Source organism: Pantoea sp. Acro-807 (assembly GCF_011752675.1).
Lineage (GTDB): Bacteria > Pseudomonadota > Gammaproteobacteria > Enterobacterales > Enterobacteriaceae > Pantoea > Pantoea eucrina.
This window is the reverse complement of the sequence record NZ_VWXE01000010.1, coordinates 73,545-89,463: the sequence shown is the minus strand read 5'-3', so window position 1 is coordinate 89,463 and position 15,919 is coordinate 73,545. Positions and strand designations below refer to the sequence as shown.

15 protein-coding genes and 1 pseudogene are annotated in these 15,919 nt (G+C 56.5%); 4 read left to right on the top strand and 12 right to left on the bottom strand.

Annotated elements, in window-relative coordinates; genetic code table 11:
* Positions 1 to 119: 119 nt before the first annotated feature.
* Genes recG through gmk form a run of 5 tightly spaced genes read right to left on the bottom strand, consistent with a single transcriptional unit; the run spans position 120 to position 5,979 of the window.
* On the bottom strand, positions 120 to 2,198 hold the full coding sequence (recG, locus tag F3J39_RS17555) for an ATP-dependent DNA helicase RecG (protein WP_039381322.1): 2,079 nt from the start codon (positions 2,196 to 2,198) through the stop codon (positions 120 to 122).
* Positions 2,195 to 2,890 carry a tRNA (guanosine(18)-2'-O)-methyltransferase TrmH gene (gene trmH, locus F3J39_RS17550; protein ID WP_039381320.1) on the bottom strand — a complete coding sequence of 232 codons (696 nt, stop codon included), beginning with the start codon at positions 2,888 to 2,890 and terminating at the stop codon, positions 2,195 to 2,197. Before trmH ends, recG begins: the two co-directional genes overlap by 4 nt.
* A 3-nt stretch (positions 2,891 to 2,893) precedes the next feature.
* Positions 2,894 to 5,002: a bifunctional GTP diphosphokinase/guanosine-3',5'-bis pyrophosphate 3'-pyrophosphohydrolase gene (gene spoT, locus F3J39_RS17545; protein WP_039381317.1), complete on the bottom strand. Its 2,109-nt coding sequence runs from the start codon at positions 5,000 to 5,002 to the stop codon at positions 2,894 to 2,896.
* Positions 5,003 to 5,022: 20 nt separating this feature from the next.
* The gene (gene rpoZ, locus F3J39_RS17540; protein WP_013511051.1) at positions 5,023 to 5,298 is read right to left on the bottom strand and encodes a DNA-directed RNA polymerase subunit omega; all 276 of its coding nucleotides are present in this window, start codon (positions 5,296 to 5,298) and stop codon (positions 5,023 to 5,025) included.
* 57 nt (positions 5,299 to 5,355) lie between these two features.
* On the bottom strand, positions 5,356 to 5,979 hold the full coding sequence (gmk, locus tag F3J39_RS17535) for a guanylate kinase (protein ID WP_104086040.1): 624 nt from the start codon (positions 5,977 to 5,979) through the stop codon (positions 5,356 to 5,358).
* A gap of 237 nt (positions 5,980 to 6,216) precedes the next feature.
* Here gmk and ligB point away from each other — a divergent pair.
* Positions 6,217 to 7,959 (top strand): annotated as a pseudogene (gene ligB, locus F3J39_RS17530) (NAD-dependent DNA ligase LigB); the annotation flags it as partial.
* Here ligB and F3J39_RS18900 read toward each other — a convergent pair.
* The 6 genes from F3J39_RS18900 to F3J39_RS17505 form a co-directional block, all read right to left on the bottom strand.
* Positions 7,900 to 8,517, bottom strand: coding sequence for a trimeric intracellular cation channel family protein (locus F3J39_RS18900; protein WP_071668661.1), 618 nt, complete (start codon positions 8,515 to 8,517; stop codon positions 7,900 to 7,902). The pseudogene ligB and the gene F3J39_RS18900 sit on opposite strands and share 60 nt — an antisense overlap.
* Before the next feature lie 304 nt (positions 8,518 to 8,821).
* Complete coding sequence (locus F3J39_RS17525) at positions 8,822 to 9,466, bottom strand: oligosaccharide flippase family protein (protein ID WP_168713754.1); 645 nt, start codon at positions 9,464 to 9,466, stop codon at positions 8,822 to 8,824.
* Positions 9,467 to 9,539: 73 nt separating this feature from the next.
* Positions 9,540 to 9,806: a hypothetical protein gene (locus F3J39_RS17520; RefSeq protein WP_071668654.1), complete on the bottom strand. Its 267-nt coding sequence runs from the start codon at positions 9,804 to 9,806 to the stop codon at positions 9,540 to 9,542.
* Positions 9,807 to 10,239: 433 nt separating this feature from the next.
* Positions 10,240 to 10,635 carry a polyketide cyclase gene (locus F3J39_RS17515; RefSeq protein ID WP_071668653.1) on the bottom strand — a complete coding sequence of 132 codons (396 nt, stop codon included), beginning with the start codon at positions 10,633 to 10,635 and terminating at the stop codon, positions 10,240 to 10,242.
* Between the two features lie 261 nt (positions 10,636 to 10,896).
* Complete coding sequence (lpxP, locus tag F3J39_RS17510; RefSeq protein ID WP_094111960.1) at positions 10,897 to 11,820, bottom strand: kdo(2)-lipid IV(A) palmitoleoyltransferase; 924 nt, start codon at positions 11,818 to 11,820, stop codon at positions 10,897 to 10,899.
* 411 nt (positions 11,821 to 12,231) lie between these two features.
* Positions 12,232 to 13,095: a YicC/YloC family endoribonuclease gene (locus F3J39_RS17505; RefSeq protein WP_039381293.1), complete on the bottom strand. Its 864-nt coding sequence runs from the start codon at positions 13,093 to 13,095 to the stop codon at positions 12,232 to 12,234.
* Positions 13,096 to 13,228: 133 nt separating this feature from the next.
* On the opposite strand from F3J39_RS17505, the gene F3J39_RS17500 reads away from it, so the two are divergent.
* The 3 genes from F3J39_RS17500 (at position 13,229) to pyrE (ending at position 15,152) form a co-directional block, all read left to right on the top strand.
* Positions 13,229 to 13,645 carry a DUF3574 domain-containing protein gene (locus tag F3J39_RS17500; RefSeq protein ID WP_158249875.1) on the top strand — a complete coding sequence of 139 codons (417 nt, stop codon included), beginning with the start codon at positions 13,229 to 13,231 and terminating at the stop codon, positions 13,643 to 13,645.
* Positions 13,646 to 13,743: 98 nt separating this feature from the next.
* Positions 13,744 to 14,460: a ribonuclease PH gene (gene rph / locus F3J39_RS17495; protein WP_094111962.1), complete on the top strand. Its 717-nt coding sequence runs from the start codon at positions 13,744 to 13,746 to the stop codon at positions 14,458 to 14,460.
* A gap of 50 nt (positions 14,461 to 14,510) precedes the next feature.
* Positions 14,511 to 15,152 carry an orotate phosphoribosyltransferase gene (gene pyrE, locus F3J39_RS17490; RefSeq protein ID WP_039381285.1) on the top strand — a complete coding sequence of 214 codons (642 nt, stop codon included), beginning with the start codon at positions 14,511 to 14,513 and terminating at the stop codon, positions 15,150 to 15,152.
* A 74-nt stretch (positions 15,153 to 15,226) separates the two neighbouring features.
* On the opposite strand, the gene slmA is transcribed toward pyrE, so the two are convergent.
* Positions 15,227 to 15,823: a nucleoid occlusion factor SlmA gene (slmA, locus tag F3J39_RS17485; RefSeq protein ID WP_094111963.1), complete on the bottom strand. Its 597-nt coding sequence runs from the start codon at positions 15,821 to 15,823 to the stop codon at positions 15,227 to 15,229.
* Positions 15,824 to 15,919: the final 96 nt, after the last annotated feature.

Genomic DNA, 15,919 nt, shown 5'->3' with positions numbered 1-15,919 from the left:
AACAGCAAAGTGGCGATTTTAAACGGTTGCCCGCTGAAAGCAATCGTTTGCATCGCTGCGGTTGATTACCGGCTGGACAATTTTTCAGCGGGCGCGCAGGGCGCGCCTGAAACCGGCCTCTATGCGTGGCTGTAGCGTTCAGTTTCCGGCAGCCAGCGCTCAATCAGCGCCTGTGCCTGTTCGGGGTAATATTGATGGATATGGCGCGCCACGCGCTGCACTTCGGGGATCATGGCCTGATCGCGCAGCAGGTCAGCGACCCTGAATTCAGCGTTGCCGGTCTGCCGCGTGCCCAGCAGCTCGCCGGGGCCGCGAATTTCAAGATCGTGCTGCGCAATCACAAAGCCGTCGTTGCTGTCGCGCAGTACCTGCAGGCGACGCTGAGCGGTTTTGCTCAGCGGGGCTTTATAAAGCAGCACGCAGTGTGAGGCGACAGCGCCGCGTCCGACGCGTCCACGCAGCTGATGCAGCTGTGCCAGACCGAGCCGCTCCGGGTTTTCGATGATCATCAGGCTGGCGTTAGGGACATCCACGCCAACCTCAATAACGGTAGTGGCGATAAGCAGCTGGATCTCGTTCGCTTTGAACGCGGCCATTACCGCCTGCTTCTCTGCGGGCTTCATCCGACCGTGCACCAGGCCGGTGCGCAGATCGGGTAATGCCACGCTCAGCTCCTGCCAGGTCGCTTCAGCGGCCTGCGCTTCCAGCACGTCCGATTCATCAATCAGGGTGCAGACCCAGTAGGCCTGACGTCCCTCCAGGCAGGCGCTTTTTACGCGTTCAATAATCTCGCTGCGGCGCGTGTCCGGAATGGCAACCGTTGTGACCGGCGTGCGGCCCGGCGGCAGCTCATCGATTGTCGAGGTGTCGAGATCGGCGTAGGCGGTCATCGCCAGCGTGCGCGGAATGGGTGTCGCGGTCATAATGAGCTGATGCGGATGAAAACCCTGCTCTTCACCTTTTTCCCACAGCGCCAGCCGCTGATGCACACCAAAGCGGTGCTGCTCATCAATAATCACCAGCGCCATGCCGCTGAACTTCACCTGCTCCTGAAACAGCGCGTGCGTGCCCACCACCATCGCCACCTGACCACTGGCGATCGCCGCCTGCTGCGCTTCGCGCGCTTTGCCTTTCTGCTTGCCGGCGAGCCAGCCAACCTCGATGCCGAGCGGCGCAAACCACTGACGGAAATTTGCAGCGTGCTGCTCGGCCAGCAGTTCAGTCGGCGCCATCAGCGCCACCTGTTTGCCGTGGGCAATGACGTTCAGCGCTGCCAGAGCCGCCACCAGCGTTTTACCGGAGCCGACATCGCCCTGTACCAGGCGCAGCATCGGATAGTCATTAGCCAGATCGCGCTCAATCTCTTTTACCACGCGCTGCTGCGCGCCGGTCGGAGAGAAAGGCAGCGCGGCCAGCAGCCTGTCCACCAGCGTATGGCAGGGGGTCAGCGGCAGCGCATGATGACGCTGTGCGCCCGCGCGCACGGCCAGCATGCTGAGATTATGCGCCAGCAGCTCTTCAAGAATTAATCGCTTCTGTGCCGGATGGCGGCCGGTTTCCAGTTCGCTGAGCCGGAGATCGGGCGGCGGCCGGTGCAGCGTGCGCAGCGCATCAGGCAAGCTGATCAGCCCGCCGCTCAGCTCTGACGGCAGCAGCTCAGCGATCGCACAGCTCTCCAGGAGAGTCAGCGCCTGGTCGGTAAGATTGCGCAGCGTGGCCTGACGTATCCCCTCCGTGGTGGGATAGACCGGCGTCAGGGTTTCCTGCAGCTCAACGCCGCCCTGCTCACCCTGAACGCGGTATTCAGGATGGATAATTTCGGCGCCGCGCTGTCCGCGCTTGATCTCACCATAAGCGGTGACGCGGCGACCCGGCGCCAGGCTGTTTTTCATGCCGGCGGTGAAGTTAAAAAAGCGCAGAGTGGCAATCCCGCTGCCGTCACCAATCTGGCATACCAGCATGCGGCGGCGACCAAAGGTGACTTCGCTGTTCAGCACTTCGCCTTCGATGGTGGCCCAGATACCAGGCAGCAGATCGTTAATTTTGTAGAGCTGGGTGCGATCTTCATAGCGCAGGGGCAGGTGCAGCAGCAGATCCTGGATAGTAAACAGGCCGAGTCTGGCCAGCTTAGCGGCCTGGCTGGCGCCGACGCCGGTCAGGGTACTGAGCGGTATGGCATCCAGCAGCCGGCCTTTCATTTCCGACCCGTGGCTTGCATGGCGGACCACCAGCTGGCATCAGCATCGATGCCACCCTGCATGTTGATCTGCGGATAGGGCAGGCCTTTCTGCTTCGCCACGCGGGCGAGAACCGGATAGCCGCCTTCAAACAGCAGACGCTGCTGCTCTTCTTCATCCAGCAGGCTGTGCTTACGCTGATACATGCCGGCATTCTGTCGCTGGCGCTGTGCTTCATACAGAATCAGCGCCGAGGCCACAGAGACATTCAGCGACTGCACCATACCCACCATCGGAATAATAATATCCTGGTCAGCCAGCGCCAGCGCGTCGGCGGTGATGCCGGTTTTTTCCTGACCCATCAGAATGCAGGTCGGGCGGGTGTAATCGATAGCGCGAAAGTCGACCGCCTTGTCTGAAAGATGGGTGGCGAGCACCTGCATGCCGCGATCTTTCAGATGGCGTACCGCTTCCGTAATGTGCGTATGGGTTTTAACTTTTACCCAGCTGTTGCTGCCTGCGGAGGCCGAAACCATCGTGCGCATCCGCACGCTGGGCCAGACGGCGTGAACCTCATGAATGCCCACTGCGTCTGCCGTGCGGATCACCGCAGAGACATTGTGCGGCTTGTGCACCTGCTCCATGCAGACGGTGAGATCGTGCTGACGCAGCGCCAGCATTTCCTGAATTCGGGCAAAACGTTGAGCATTCATGCATTAATTACGGTTACGGTGGACTTTAATCACATCCGGCATCACGCGAATTTTGCGCATGATGTTTGCCAGATGGACGCGGTCGTTAGCAGTCAGACGGATAAAGGCGCTGTAGACGCGGCCATCGCGCTCTTCGGTATTCAGGCTCTGAATATTCGATCCCGCCGTGTTAATGGCGGCGGTCAGGTTCGCCAGCGCACCCTGGTGGTTAAACATATCCACCTTAATCTCCGCCACGAATTCCTGATCGGTTACCTTATCCCACTCTACAGCCATAAACTTCTCGGGCTCTTTCTGGTAGCCACGGATATTACGGCACGATTCATGGTGTACGACCAGACCCTTGCCAGGGCTGACGTGTGCGACAATCGGGTCGCCGGGAATAGGACGGCAGCACTTGGCGAAAGTGATCAGTACGCCATCCGCGCCTTTAATCGGCAGTTTTTTGCTGCGCTTGCTGCTCTGCGCCGCATCCGCAGCGGACTGCAGCAGGTTTTTCGCTACGACCACGCTCATGGCGTTGCCCAGACCAATTTCAGCCAGCAGATCGTCCATGCTGGCGAGCTTCATACGCTCCAGCTCCAGCTGCACGTTTTCTGCCGGTATCTCAGCCAGCTTTTTACTGCCGCCCAGCGCATGGCTCAGCAGACGACGCCCGAGGTTAACGGAATCTTCACGCTTGAGGTTTTTCAGCAGCTGACGGATCTTGGCGCGCGCTTTTGAGCTGACCACAAAGTTGAGCCAGGCAGCGTTCGGGCGTGCGCCAGGCGCGGTGATAATCTCGATTGTCTGTCCGCTGGTCAGCGGCTGTGACAGCGGATAGGGCTGGCGATCGACGCGCGCGCCGACACAGGCGTGGCCAATGTCGGTATGTACCGCGTAGGCGAAATCGACCGGCGTCGCACCAGCAGGCAGCTCAACGATGCGGCCTTCCGGCGTAAATACGTAGATCTCATCCGGAAACAGATCGGATTTAACACTTTCGATAAATTCAAACGAGCTGCCGGCGCTTTGCTGCAGCTCCAGCAGGCTCTGCAGCCATCGCTGAGCGCGGATCTGTGCGGTCGTGCCGCTTTCGCCCGCTTCTTTATAGGCCCAGTGGGCTGCCACCCCCATCTCTGCCATTTGATCCATATCTTCGGTACGGATCTGCACTTCAACCGGCACGCCGTGCGGGCCAATCATGGAAGTGTGCAGGGATTGATAGCCGTTAGCTTTGGGAATAGCGATATAATCTTTGACGCGGCCGGGACGCGGCTTATACAGGCTGTGCATCTGACCCAGCACGCGATAGCAGGTGTCGAGATCTTTCACCACCACGCGGAATGCGTAGATATCCATGATCGAGTGAAAACGCTGCTCTTTGAGGTGCATTTTGCGGTAGATCGAGTAAAGATGCTTTTCGCGTCCGCTGACGCGGCAGGGAATGCCCGCCTCCAGCAGACGCCCGTCAATTTCTGACAGGATCTTCTGAATCATCTCTTTACGATTACCGCGCGCCGCTTTGACCACCTCTTTGATCACCCGAAAACGATTAGGGTAGAGCGCTTCAAATCCCAGCTCTTCCAGCTCTGTTTTCAGATGATGAATACCAAGACGGTGCGCCAGCGGGCTGTAAATCTCCAGCGTCTCCAGCGCAATGCGGCGTTTTTTATCCGGACGCAGGGCGCCCAGCGTGCGCATATTGTGCGTGCGGTCAGCCAGCTTGATCAGAATGACGCGGATATCCTGCACCATCGCCATGATCATTTTGCGGAAGTTTTCAGCCTGCGCTTCTTTCTTGTCGCGGAACTTCAGCTTGTCGAGCTTGGATACGCCTTCCACCAGTTCAGCCACGCTCTTGCCAAACAGCTGTTCCATGTCCTGATAGGTGGCAGGTGTATCTTCGATCACATCATGAAGCAGCGCGGCCATCAGCGTTTCATGGTCGAGTTTCATCTCGGCCAGAATGCAGGCCACGGCAACAGGATGGGTGATGTAGGGCTCACCGCTGGAGCGAGTCTGTCCCTCGTGAGCATCACGTGCGACAAGGTAGGCTTGCTTGAGGCGCTTGATTTGCTCCTCAGGCAAGTATTTTTCAATCAGCTGATTGAGGCTTTCAAACAGATACAAGGTTGACCTGCAGAGTGCGGTTAACGACGACCTTCAGCGATAGCGGTAACGGCTTGCAACTCAGCGGCTTCCTGCTCTTGCTGTTCCTGACGATCACGCACATCCAGAATCTGGTTGGTGATCAGGCCTTCTTCGATTTCGCGCAGGGCGATAACGGTGGCTTTATCGTTCTCTTCCGGAACCAGCGGGTCTTTGCCGCCTACCTGCATCTGACGTGCACGACGTGCAGCGACCAACACCAGGTCAAAACGGTTACCAATTTTCTCTACTGCGTCCTGAACGGTTACGCGTGCCATAGGTGTGCTACTCCACAGATGATGAAGAAATGACTGGGCATAATACTGAAACTGAATTCAGACTGCCAATAGTTTGCTGATTAAAGCATCATGACGCGCTTTCTGGCGTCCCATACGCAGACGTTCTGCGCGAATAATGGTTTTCAGATCGGACAGCGCCAGATCGAAATCATCATTAACAATCAGGTAATCGTATTCAGCATAGTGGCTCATTTCCGCCACGGCCTGCGCCATGCGGCGGGCGATAACCTCTTCGCTATCCTGACCACGGCCGCGCAGACGGCGATCCAGCTCTTCGGTTGACGGCGGCAGGACAAAAATACTACGTGCTGCAGGCATTCTGCTGCGGATCTGCTGCGCGCCCTGCCAGTCGATATCCAGAAAGACATCCACGCCGGTGGCCAGAACCTGCTCAATCGCGGCACGGGATGTACCGTAATAGTTGCCAAACACTTCGGCATGCTCGAGGAACGCATCCTCAGCAATCATGCTTTTGAATTCAGCTTTGGAAACAAAAAAGTAGTGCTCACCATGCGCTTCGCCAGGCCGCATGTCGCGGGTGGTATGCGATACCGACACCTGCGTGTCGTAGAGCGGTTGTGTCTTTAACAGCGCCTGAATCAGGCTGGATTTACCCGCGCCGCTGGGGGCGGAAACAATATAAAGCGTGCCTTGAGCCATGGTTATCTTGAATTGAGTAAAGAGCGGAGTCGATTTCCTGCACAGTATACACGGGTTAGGGCCGCCACGCAGCGTTTGCCGCGCAGGTAAGGCAATTCTTTTCTGCGAACAGGCGCAAACCACGCGGTAACAGAGAGTAAAACGTCAGATTTGTGCGCGAGCGCGATTCCATACTCTGCGCAGGCTACTGGCTATGACCACCGCCGCACGCTTCAATCAGCAAAAAGGAGAGCGGCAATGAAACGATGGCTGTGGTTAGGTCTCTGCCTGCTGAATGCAGAAAGTCGGGGAAAAGCGCTGTGCCCCGTCTGGTCGCCGGTGCGGGCGCAGCAGGAGATAACGCGCCTGCAGGAGCAGCTGCGTCACTGGGACAACGTTTACTACCAGCAGGGGGCGTCGCCGGTCAGCGATGATGACTATGACAGTCTGCTTTCCCGGCTGCAGCAGTGGCAGCGCTGCTTTGTACCCGGCGAACCGGTACATGAAACCGCGCTGCCAGCCAGCCGTGGCGCGCCACATCCGGTTGCGCATACCGGGGTGCGCAAGCTGCGCGACAGGCTGGCGGTTGCTTACTGGATGCAGCATAAATCCGCGCTCTGGGTTCAGCCTAAAGTCGATGGCGTGGCCGTCACGCTGCTCTATCGTCACGGCAGGCTGACGTCGCTTATCAGCCGTGGCGATGGCGTGCGCGGTGAGGAGTGGCGCGACAAAGCGGCGCATATTCCGGCTATTCCGCAGCGGATTGAGACCTCGCTGGCGGAGGTCGTCCTGCAGGGAGAGCTGTTTCTGCAGATGACCGATCATCAGCAGGCGCGCGATGGCGGAGCCAATGCGCGGGCGCAGGTGGCCGGCGCGATGATGCGGCGCGAGATCGGTCCGCTGCTGAAACGCACCGGGCTGTTTATCTGGGCGTGGCCGGACGGCCCACCGGAGATGACGGAAAAACTTACGCAGCTGTCGCGCTGGGGCTTTGATCTTGCCCGGCAGTGGAGCCAGCCGGTCAGCGATGAAGAACAGGTTGCCGCGTGGCGCGAGCGCTGGTTTCGCGCCGCGCTGCCGTTTGCCACCGATGGCGTGGTGATCCACGCTGCGCCTTCTGCTGCCGGGCGGGACTGGCAGCCAGGGCAGGGAAGCTGGTCCGCCGCATGGAAATATCAGCCTGCCGAAGTCAGCAGCGAAGTGCGTGCCGTTACGTTTTCCATTGGCCGCACCGGGAAAGTTGCGGTGGTGCTGAACCTGCAGCCGGTGCAGGCAGAGGATAAAACCATCCGGCGTATCAGTATCGGCTCTGTTGCACGCTGGCGCGCGCTGGATGTGATAGCCGGCGATCAGGTCACGCTGACGCTGGCCGGGCTGGGGATCCCGCGTCTGGAGCGGGTGATCTGGCGGGTGGCGGAACGCCACTATCCGGAACCGCCCGCCAGTGATGATTTTCACGCTACCAGCTGTCTGCATATTACGCCTGCCTGTCGTGCGCAATTTCTTTCCCGCCTGAGCGGGCTGAGCCAGAAAACAGTACTCGATATTGCCGGTATGCAGCGCAGCAGCTGGCAGCGCCTGGTGCAGCACGGTGCGCTGACGCACCTGTTTTCATGGCTGACGCTGACGCCAGAGCAGATTGCCGCAGTGGAAGGCATATCGCCGGCGCGGGCGCAGCGTATCTGGCTCAGTTTCAGGCTTACGCGTCAGCAGCCGCTGCGGCGCTGGATCGCGGCGCTGGGTCTGCCGCTGCCGCGTCAGGCGCTTGCGTCCCTGCCGGATACGCAGTGGGAAGCGCTGCTGGCACGCACCGGAGCGGACTGGCAGCAGCTGCCGGGGGTTGGCGACGTGCTGGCGCAGCGGCTGGTCACCATGCTGCAGACGCCTCAGCTGCGTGAGCTAATCGCGTTTCTGCAGCAGCAGGGCATTCCGGCCGCTCCCTCAGTGTTCAGGATGGGGATAGTTGAAGACCGGCAGGCCGAGACGGAAACGCAGGGCGAGCAGGCGGGCAGCAAAACCGAACAGCAGGGTGATAATGACCACCGCTTCATGCGCCAGCGAGGTTTTCAGCAGCAGGATATAGATCCAGCCAGATGCGAAGGCGATACCGGCATACAGCTCTTTCTGGAACACCAGCGGAATGCGGTTGCAGAACATATCGCGCAGCACGCCGCCAAATACGCCGGTGATGACCGCAGCAATTGCGGCGATGATCGCTGCGTGGCCGGAATCCAGCGCGACCTGCGCACCAATAATCGAGAACACCACCAGGCCCAGCGCATCAAGTACCAGAAACACTTTGCGCAGGTGATTCATCAGCGGTGCAACAAAAGTGGTGACCACCGCTGCCGCCGCAACAATCATGATGTACTCCGGATGCTTTACCCAGCCGAGCGGGTAGTGACCCAGCAGAATATCGCGCACCGAGCCGCCTCCGATTGCGGTGACAGAAGCGATGATAATAACGCCAAACAGATCCATTTTGCGCCGGCCTGCAGCCAGCGCGCCGGTCATCGCTTCAGCGGTAATGCCGATAAGGTAGAGAACAGTTAATAGCATGGGGGGCTCCAGCAGTCTGGCCGGCAAGGCTAAAGCCTCCGCGGCGCAGAGACTATTGAGATTTTTTCAACTGAACGGTGTCAGATTAGAATAGATAATGTGATGATTAAGAAAAGGCAGGCAGGGAAGGGGGTAAACAAAATGCGTCAATATTTGTGATAAAAAAATATGATGCGGGGAAGCCTGTTTTCAGACGAGGATCGATTAAATCGCCTGCAGCGCAGAAAAGAAAAAAGCGTGCTGTTAACCAGCACGCGAACGCATCGGACAGATGCCCAGAGCCCACCATACAGACTTGTTGTTATTATCCGTTTCTTGCTCGCACGCTGGCGAATTCTTTGAGGCTAAAACGGTACGCAGGCTGGAACCAGGCGCGACCGTAGTAGCAACAGAGCAGCATTCTGACGGAGACCAGCGCAAGGTATCCCCAGACCGCGCATAGCGCCGACGGCATCAGCCACACCGTAAAGAGTGTTGCCGCCAGGCCCGCTGCTACCGAGGTGATCTCGATAAAAGCGATACGCGTAAACTGCTTTTCCCGCTGCAGGATAGCCCGGTAGTGCTGCCCCTGCGGGATAATAATAAATATTACCGACATCATCTCCAGCATAACCGCAAGATGCGGCTGCTGCGCTATAGCGCTATAAATGTCACTGCCAATAAACAATGCTGCAAAAATAAATAAGCCGGTAAAAATACTTCCCCAGTAAAGAACGGACATTTCGCTATTATTAAAGCTTATTTTGCGAATTATTTTATTATTAAAGCCGCGATCGGCAAGTGTATCGATAACCAGCAGAGCCAGTATGGCGATAACCAGCAGGTTTAATTCATTCGCCTGCAAAGTCTGCGCCAGCAGCGTCAATTGTAAAACGCCAATGCCAATAATTTTTGCTGAAGAGAGAAGCGACCATTTGGCGCTGGACAGCTCTCTTTCACGTATCGCCACAGTATGCTCATTATGGTACATGTACCATCACAGTTAAGGAGTTGTACAGAGCAGAAGCGGCACGCCCTGCACCTTAGTGCAGCACATCCTGACGCAATCCTGAGATACCTTTCAGGTTTTGCCATTTATAAATACACTGCAGCAAATGGTGTTCTGAAAATAGCGCAATACCGCAGGCGTTTATTATTTCTTTTGTCTGCACGGTATCTCCTCCGGTACGGAGGAAATCCGTGAGATCGTTATAAAATCCTTTTGTATTATTATAATCCCCGGCCAGCATCCGTCTGGCAATCTCAACGAATTCTTTTTCTGACAACAAAGGATAAGTTGAGCGATCCATGTTTTTCCCTGTTTTTATTATTAAGTCTTGCTGTGTGTGAATACGTTATACAGTTTTTTATTTAATTTAACACCATGAGAAAATTCCTATAAACAAACTTTAGAAATTAATGGTTTCAGACTATGCATTAAAATAGTTAAGCAGCGATGTTTCTGACTAATTAATATTTTCAGGAAACTGTCTTATTTCTCTCAGCGCCTGACCTCCAAATGATATGAATATCTTTTTATATCAATACCTTTACAGGATTACGTCATGCGGTCAGCCAGGAATTTTCCTGTTAACAACGCTTTAGCCTGGCTGGGGATACGGTGCTGAAATCGGAGAAAAAACCACGAAACAGTTAAGGAGTACTGCGCAAAAAAAATGCAGTTTTTTTTGTAATTGCGCCCAGCAATGGCTGGGAAATCAGGATTTATGTAAGCGTTTGATTCTAGTGAGTTAAAAGATAAAGTAATCTTTCCATGTCGGCGCGCAGGGCCGCCACTTCCTGCACGAAGTGCGCATCGGAAGTAAAAGGCTGACAGTAGAGCACGGCCACAAGTTCAGCTCCCTGGCCATTAGCAATCACGCGCATCGGCATGTAGCGCTCTTTACCGCTGCCGTTATCTGTCCAGTAGTCCATAACGCCAAACGGATTATGCGGGGTAAAACGCAGTTTCAGCGAATTCTCTCCGCGCTTTGCCCGCCAGTATTGTCCCTCCTGCACCAGCGTTGCGCCGTTCAGGTCGCTTACCCATTTTGCAAAACAGGTGGGTTGCCAGATGGTTTCATACAGATCCAGCCAGTTACGCGGCACGGTAAGCGTGAGAGTCTGTGAGGGCAGCATAATGCCTCCTGAGGCAGTGTCATTCATAATGAACTCACCCTATCGGAAGCTGACCGGGCTGCCTATGACGCAACAGAAAAAGTGTGGTGCAGCAGAGGTTTTTTGCGCTATGGCCGGTGAAGCCGCGCCGCCGGCAGGAGGATGGCTGTTACGTGAGGGGGCAGGGCAGCCGGCAGCGGATGCTGCCAGCGGGTGGATCCTGATTACCGGAGCGGCAGTCCGCACGAAAGAGGAAATGCATGCGGACCGTTATTGCGCAGATCAGACGTAAAGAGAGGCTTCACCTGGCGGACGCGTTTTGAAACGACGATGCAGCCACAGGTACTGCTCCGGCGCGCGCAGGATCTCTTTTTCAATCACTCTGTTCATATAGGCAGCGGCAGCGGCTTCATCTTCATGCGGATAGCCTTCCAGTTCCGGCTGAATGATGAGCTGGTATCCGGTTTTATCCGGATTGCGGATCAGGACAATCGTCAGCATTGCGGGCCGCGCAAGACGCGACAGAACAAAAGTACCGTTCGTGGTAGCGGCTTTCTCTACTGCAAACAGCGGTGCAAATACGCTGCCTTTCGGACCGTAATCCTGATCGGGGGCAAACCAGACGGCTTCGCCCTGCTTCAGCGCCTGCACCATGCCGCGTAGATCGCGACGGTCAATCATCGCTTTATTGGAACGCATACGGCCTCTGGTCTGCGCCCACTCCATCGCCTGATTGTTATGCGGACGATACATGGCCATCATTGGCTGACAGAGACCGGTAATGCGGCCGCCCAGCTCCAGCGACATAAAGTGCACGCCGATAACCATCACGCCGCGCTGCTGATTCTGCGCATTCTGCAGGTTAGCAATGCCGCTGACGTCAAACAGACGACGAACCCGCGCATCTGACCAGAACCATGCGATACCGGTTTCCGCCAGCGCCATGCCGAGCGACTCAAAGTTGCCGGCAATCATGACCTCTTTCTCTTCTTCATTAATATGCGGGAAGCAGAGTTCAATATTGCGACGGGTGATGCGTTCGCGCCGCTTGAGGAAATGGCGCGAGAGTTTACCCGCCGTTGCCCCGAGACGGATCAGAACGGGATAGGGAAGCTGCACCAGCAGCCAGAGCACGGCCAGACCGAACCAGGTAAACCAGTAACGGGGATGCAGCAGTGTGGAGCGAAACTGTCCGGTTTTCTTCATAGCACCTTCATAGGTAGAGTAAATGTAACGCGCTAAGAAGTCGGTCCATGGTTCCTGGTGCGGTACAACTGTAGTAATTACGACCGGCACTTTAGCAAATAGTGCCTTAGGAATTCTGCTAACTTTAGTATCTTTAGGATTGATGGAATTTATGGAACCTGGGACATTACCGGCTGCAGGAAGGATGAGTTTTCTATTAATTAAGTAAAATCAATCAGATAAAATAGCAGTATTAATGCTGAAGATACCGCAGATATGTCAGGACAGGTCAGCAGCAGACACAGCTGTACATCATTGCACGCACAATGCTTACATTGCAAAAGATAAAAAATAGTCTAGCGAAAGGGTTGCTGCCTGAACCTGCTGCTGCGGGCTCAGGCAGAGATGCTGCTGAGGCTGGCAGATGAAACGTTATTCGATGTTCTGAATCTGCTCGCGCATCTGCTCAATCAGCACCTTCAGCTCAATGGCTGAAGCGGTGATATCTGCATTGATCGATTTAGAGGCTAAGGTGTTCGACTCGCGGTTAAACTCCTGCATCATAAAGTCGAGGCGACGGCCGACCGCTTCCTTCTTCTTCAGGATGTTGTAGGTCTCTTTAACATGCGCGTCGAGGCGATCCAGCTCCTCCGCTACGTCAACGCGCTGGGCCATCATGACCAGTTCCTGCTCCAGACGATTATTCTCCAGCTGAACTTCTGCCTCTTCCAGCCGGGTCACCAGGCGTTCGCGCTGCCATTTCAGCACGTCCGGCATCTGCGCACGTACTTTGCTGACTTCCTGCGATACGCCCGCAAGACGCTGCTCAATCAGACTCTTCAGCGCGTTACCTTCACTTTCACGCGCTTCGATAAAGTCATCCAGCGCGCCATCCAGCGCCGTCAGCAACTCAGCATTAATGGCGTCCAGATCCTGCTCCGGTGCTGACATTACACCCGGCCAGCGCAGAATATCCAGCGGATTAATGGCACCCTCATCGCTCTGCATTTTTACCCAGTTGGCAGCCTGCACCAGCTGTTTTGCCAGCGCTTCGTTCAGTTGCAGCTCGCCCTGTGCGCCCGGATCGGCATCAAAACGCAGATGGCACTCAATTTTGCCGCGCGTCAGGCGGGTGCGGATGCGCTCGCGGATCACCGGCTCCAGGCCGCGGAACTGTTCCGGCAGGCGAATATAGGTTTCCAGATAGCGCTGGTTCACCGAGCGCAGTTCCCAGGTCGCGCTGCCCCAGCTGCCTTTGGCTTCGCGACGGGCGTAAGCGGTCATACTGCGGATCATAAGCTTGTACTCTTTCAGGGAATGTTCTGCGCATTATAGCGGCGTGCGGTGCGGCGGGATAGGGATAGCAAAACGCTGCTATGTTTAGAGCAGGCCTACTGATCCTGAGCGAGCATATTACCCGGCGATGATGATGTCCGATCTGTTTCGTACTCCGTATAAGTCTTTTTGCAGCCTGGTGGCACTGCTGCTGCTGGCCGGATGTCAGACTGCACCCGCGCGCCTGCAGCCGATCCCGCAGCACAACGCACCGGTGGCGCTGTGTGGTGCCGGAGAGATGATGATGCAGACCACGCTGTGGCTGAGTGCAGTGCCGGAGCGGGAATGGCAGCCGTTTCTGCGTGAGGAGCTGATGCCGCACTTTGGCGATACGCTGACAAGCTATGACGCCGCAGGAAAGGGAGAAGCGCGCCGGGTTGTAGTGCTGCTCTATCCGCCGGATGTCGCCTTTTCTGCCGTGATTGAGCGCGCGCGCGACCGGTATCGTACGCGCTTTAACGCCAAAACCACTACCCGCATCGATACGCTGGTCTGCGCCGCTGTCCGCTGAGCAGAAAGAGAATCGTCGATCTGCTCCACGCGCGCGGGACAGCTGCGGCTGAAGTCCGTATAATGCGCAGCCAAACTCAAGCAAGCCGGAGAGAACCTATGCGTCCTGCAGGCCGTAGCACTTCTGAAGTGCGTCCCGTTACCCTTACCCGTCACTACACCAGACACGCCGAAGGCTCGGTTCTGGTTGAATTTGGTGAAACCAAAGTGCTCTGCACCGCGACCGTCGAGGAAGGCGTGCCGCGTTTTCTTAAGGGTAAAGGTCAGGGCTGGGTAACCGCAGAATATGGCATGCTGCCGCGTTCAACCCACAGCCGCATGGCGCGCGAAGCGGCCAAAGGCAAGCAGGGTGGCCGTACGCTGGAGATCCAGCGTCTGATTGCCCGCTCGCTGCGTGCTGCGGTTGACCTCGCCGCGCTGGGTGAATACACCATCACGCTGGATTGCGATGTAATTCAGGCGGACGGCGGCACGCGTACCGCGTCAATTACCGGCGCCTGCGTGGCGCTGGCGGATGCGCTGAATGCGCTGGTTGCCGCAGGTAAACTGAAGAGCAGCCCGCTGAAAGGCATGGTAGCCGCTATCTCCGTCGGTATCGTTGGCAGCGAGGCGCTGTGCGATCTGGAGTATGTTGAAGATTCCGCAGCGGAAACGGATATGAACGTGGTGATGATGGAAGATGGCCGCATGATTGAGGTGCAGGGCACCGCAGAAGGCGAGCCGTTCAGCCACGAGGAGCTATTAACACTGCTGGCGCTGGCGCGAGGCGGGATTGAACAGTTGATTCAGGCGCAGAAGGCTGCGCTATCCAGTTGATGTACTAAGGCGACCCCCGGGTCGCCTTTTCTTTATTTGAGGAGTGAGAGATGAAAGCCTGGCAGCGTCAGTTTATTGAATTTGCCCTGAATAAAGGGGTGCTGAAATTTGGTGAGTTTACCCTGAAGTCGGGGCGAAAAAGCCCCTACTTTTTTAATGCCGGCCTGTTTAACAGCGGACGCGATCTGGCCCTGCTGGGGCGTTTCTATGCGCAGGCGCTGGTTGACGGCGGTGTCAGTTTCGACCTGCTGTTTGGCCCGGCGTATAAAGGTATTCCCATCGCCACGACCACCGCCGTGGCGCTGGCCGACCATCACGATCGCGACGTGCCCTACTGCTTTAACCGTAAAGAAGCAAAAGATCACGGTGAAGGCGGTTTGCTGGTGGGCAGCCCGCTGGAAGGCAAAGTGATGCTGGTTGATGATGTGATCACCGCCGGTACGGCGATTCGCGAATCGATGGACATTATCAGCGCGCATCATGCCACGCTGGCTGGCGTCCTGATTTCACTCGATCGCCAGGAGCGCGGGCGCGGGGAGATATCAGCGATTCAGGAAGTCGAGCGCGACTATCACTGTACGGTTACCGCCATTATTACCCTGAGCGATCTGATTGATTATCTGGCTGAGAAGCCGGAGATGGCAGACCATCTGGCGAAGGTACGCGCTTACCGTAACGAATACGGTATCTGAAACCGCGCTGCGGCCGCCATCAGTGACGGCCGCAGCATGCGCGCTGATGCACGCCTGGCCCGGCAGGCAAGAGGTTAAATCAGCTGCGCGGCTATCAGCGGCCAGCGGCTGTCAAACTCCGCGGTCGGACTGTAGCGAAACTCAGAACGGACAAAGCGCGACAGCAGGCCTTCACAAAACGCCAGCAGCTGGCTGGCCAGCAGGGCCTCATCTGTCCGGAACCCCTCTCCGTCGCGGATTTTCTTTTCGCGCATCACCTGACGCATCTGCGTTTCAATGCGCTCAAACAGCTGGTTGATACGTCCCTGCAGGCGATCCTGTTCAAACATCAGCGCGTGGCCGGTCAGAATACGCGTCAGCCCCGGATTACGCTCACCAAATCCCAGGATCAGCTGCACAATCAGACGCAATCGTGTCGTGGTCTCTTTTTCGTCATTCAGGATCAGATTGATGCGGGTAATCAGACTCTCTTCGATAAACTCAATCAGACTGTCAAACATCCGTGTTTTACTGGGGAAGTGGCGGTAGAGGGCCGCCTCGGAAACGCCTACGTTAGCGGCCAGCCGGGCGGTGGTAATTCGCTGGGTGCCATCCCCTGACTCCAGCATCTGCGCCAGCGTCTGCAAAATCTCTTCGCGACGATTCCTTTTCGCGACTTTTTTCTCTGCCATGACCTTCAACACCCCTGAAATTCATTAAATACAGGCAATACCTGCCTGTCTGCCACAGGTAATTACCTGCAGCGACATGCGTTAACAAGATGGCTA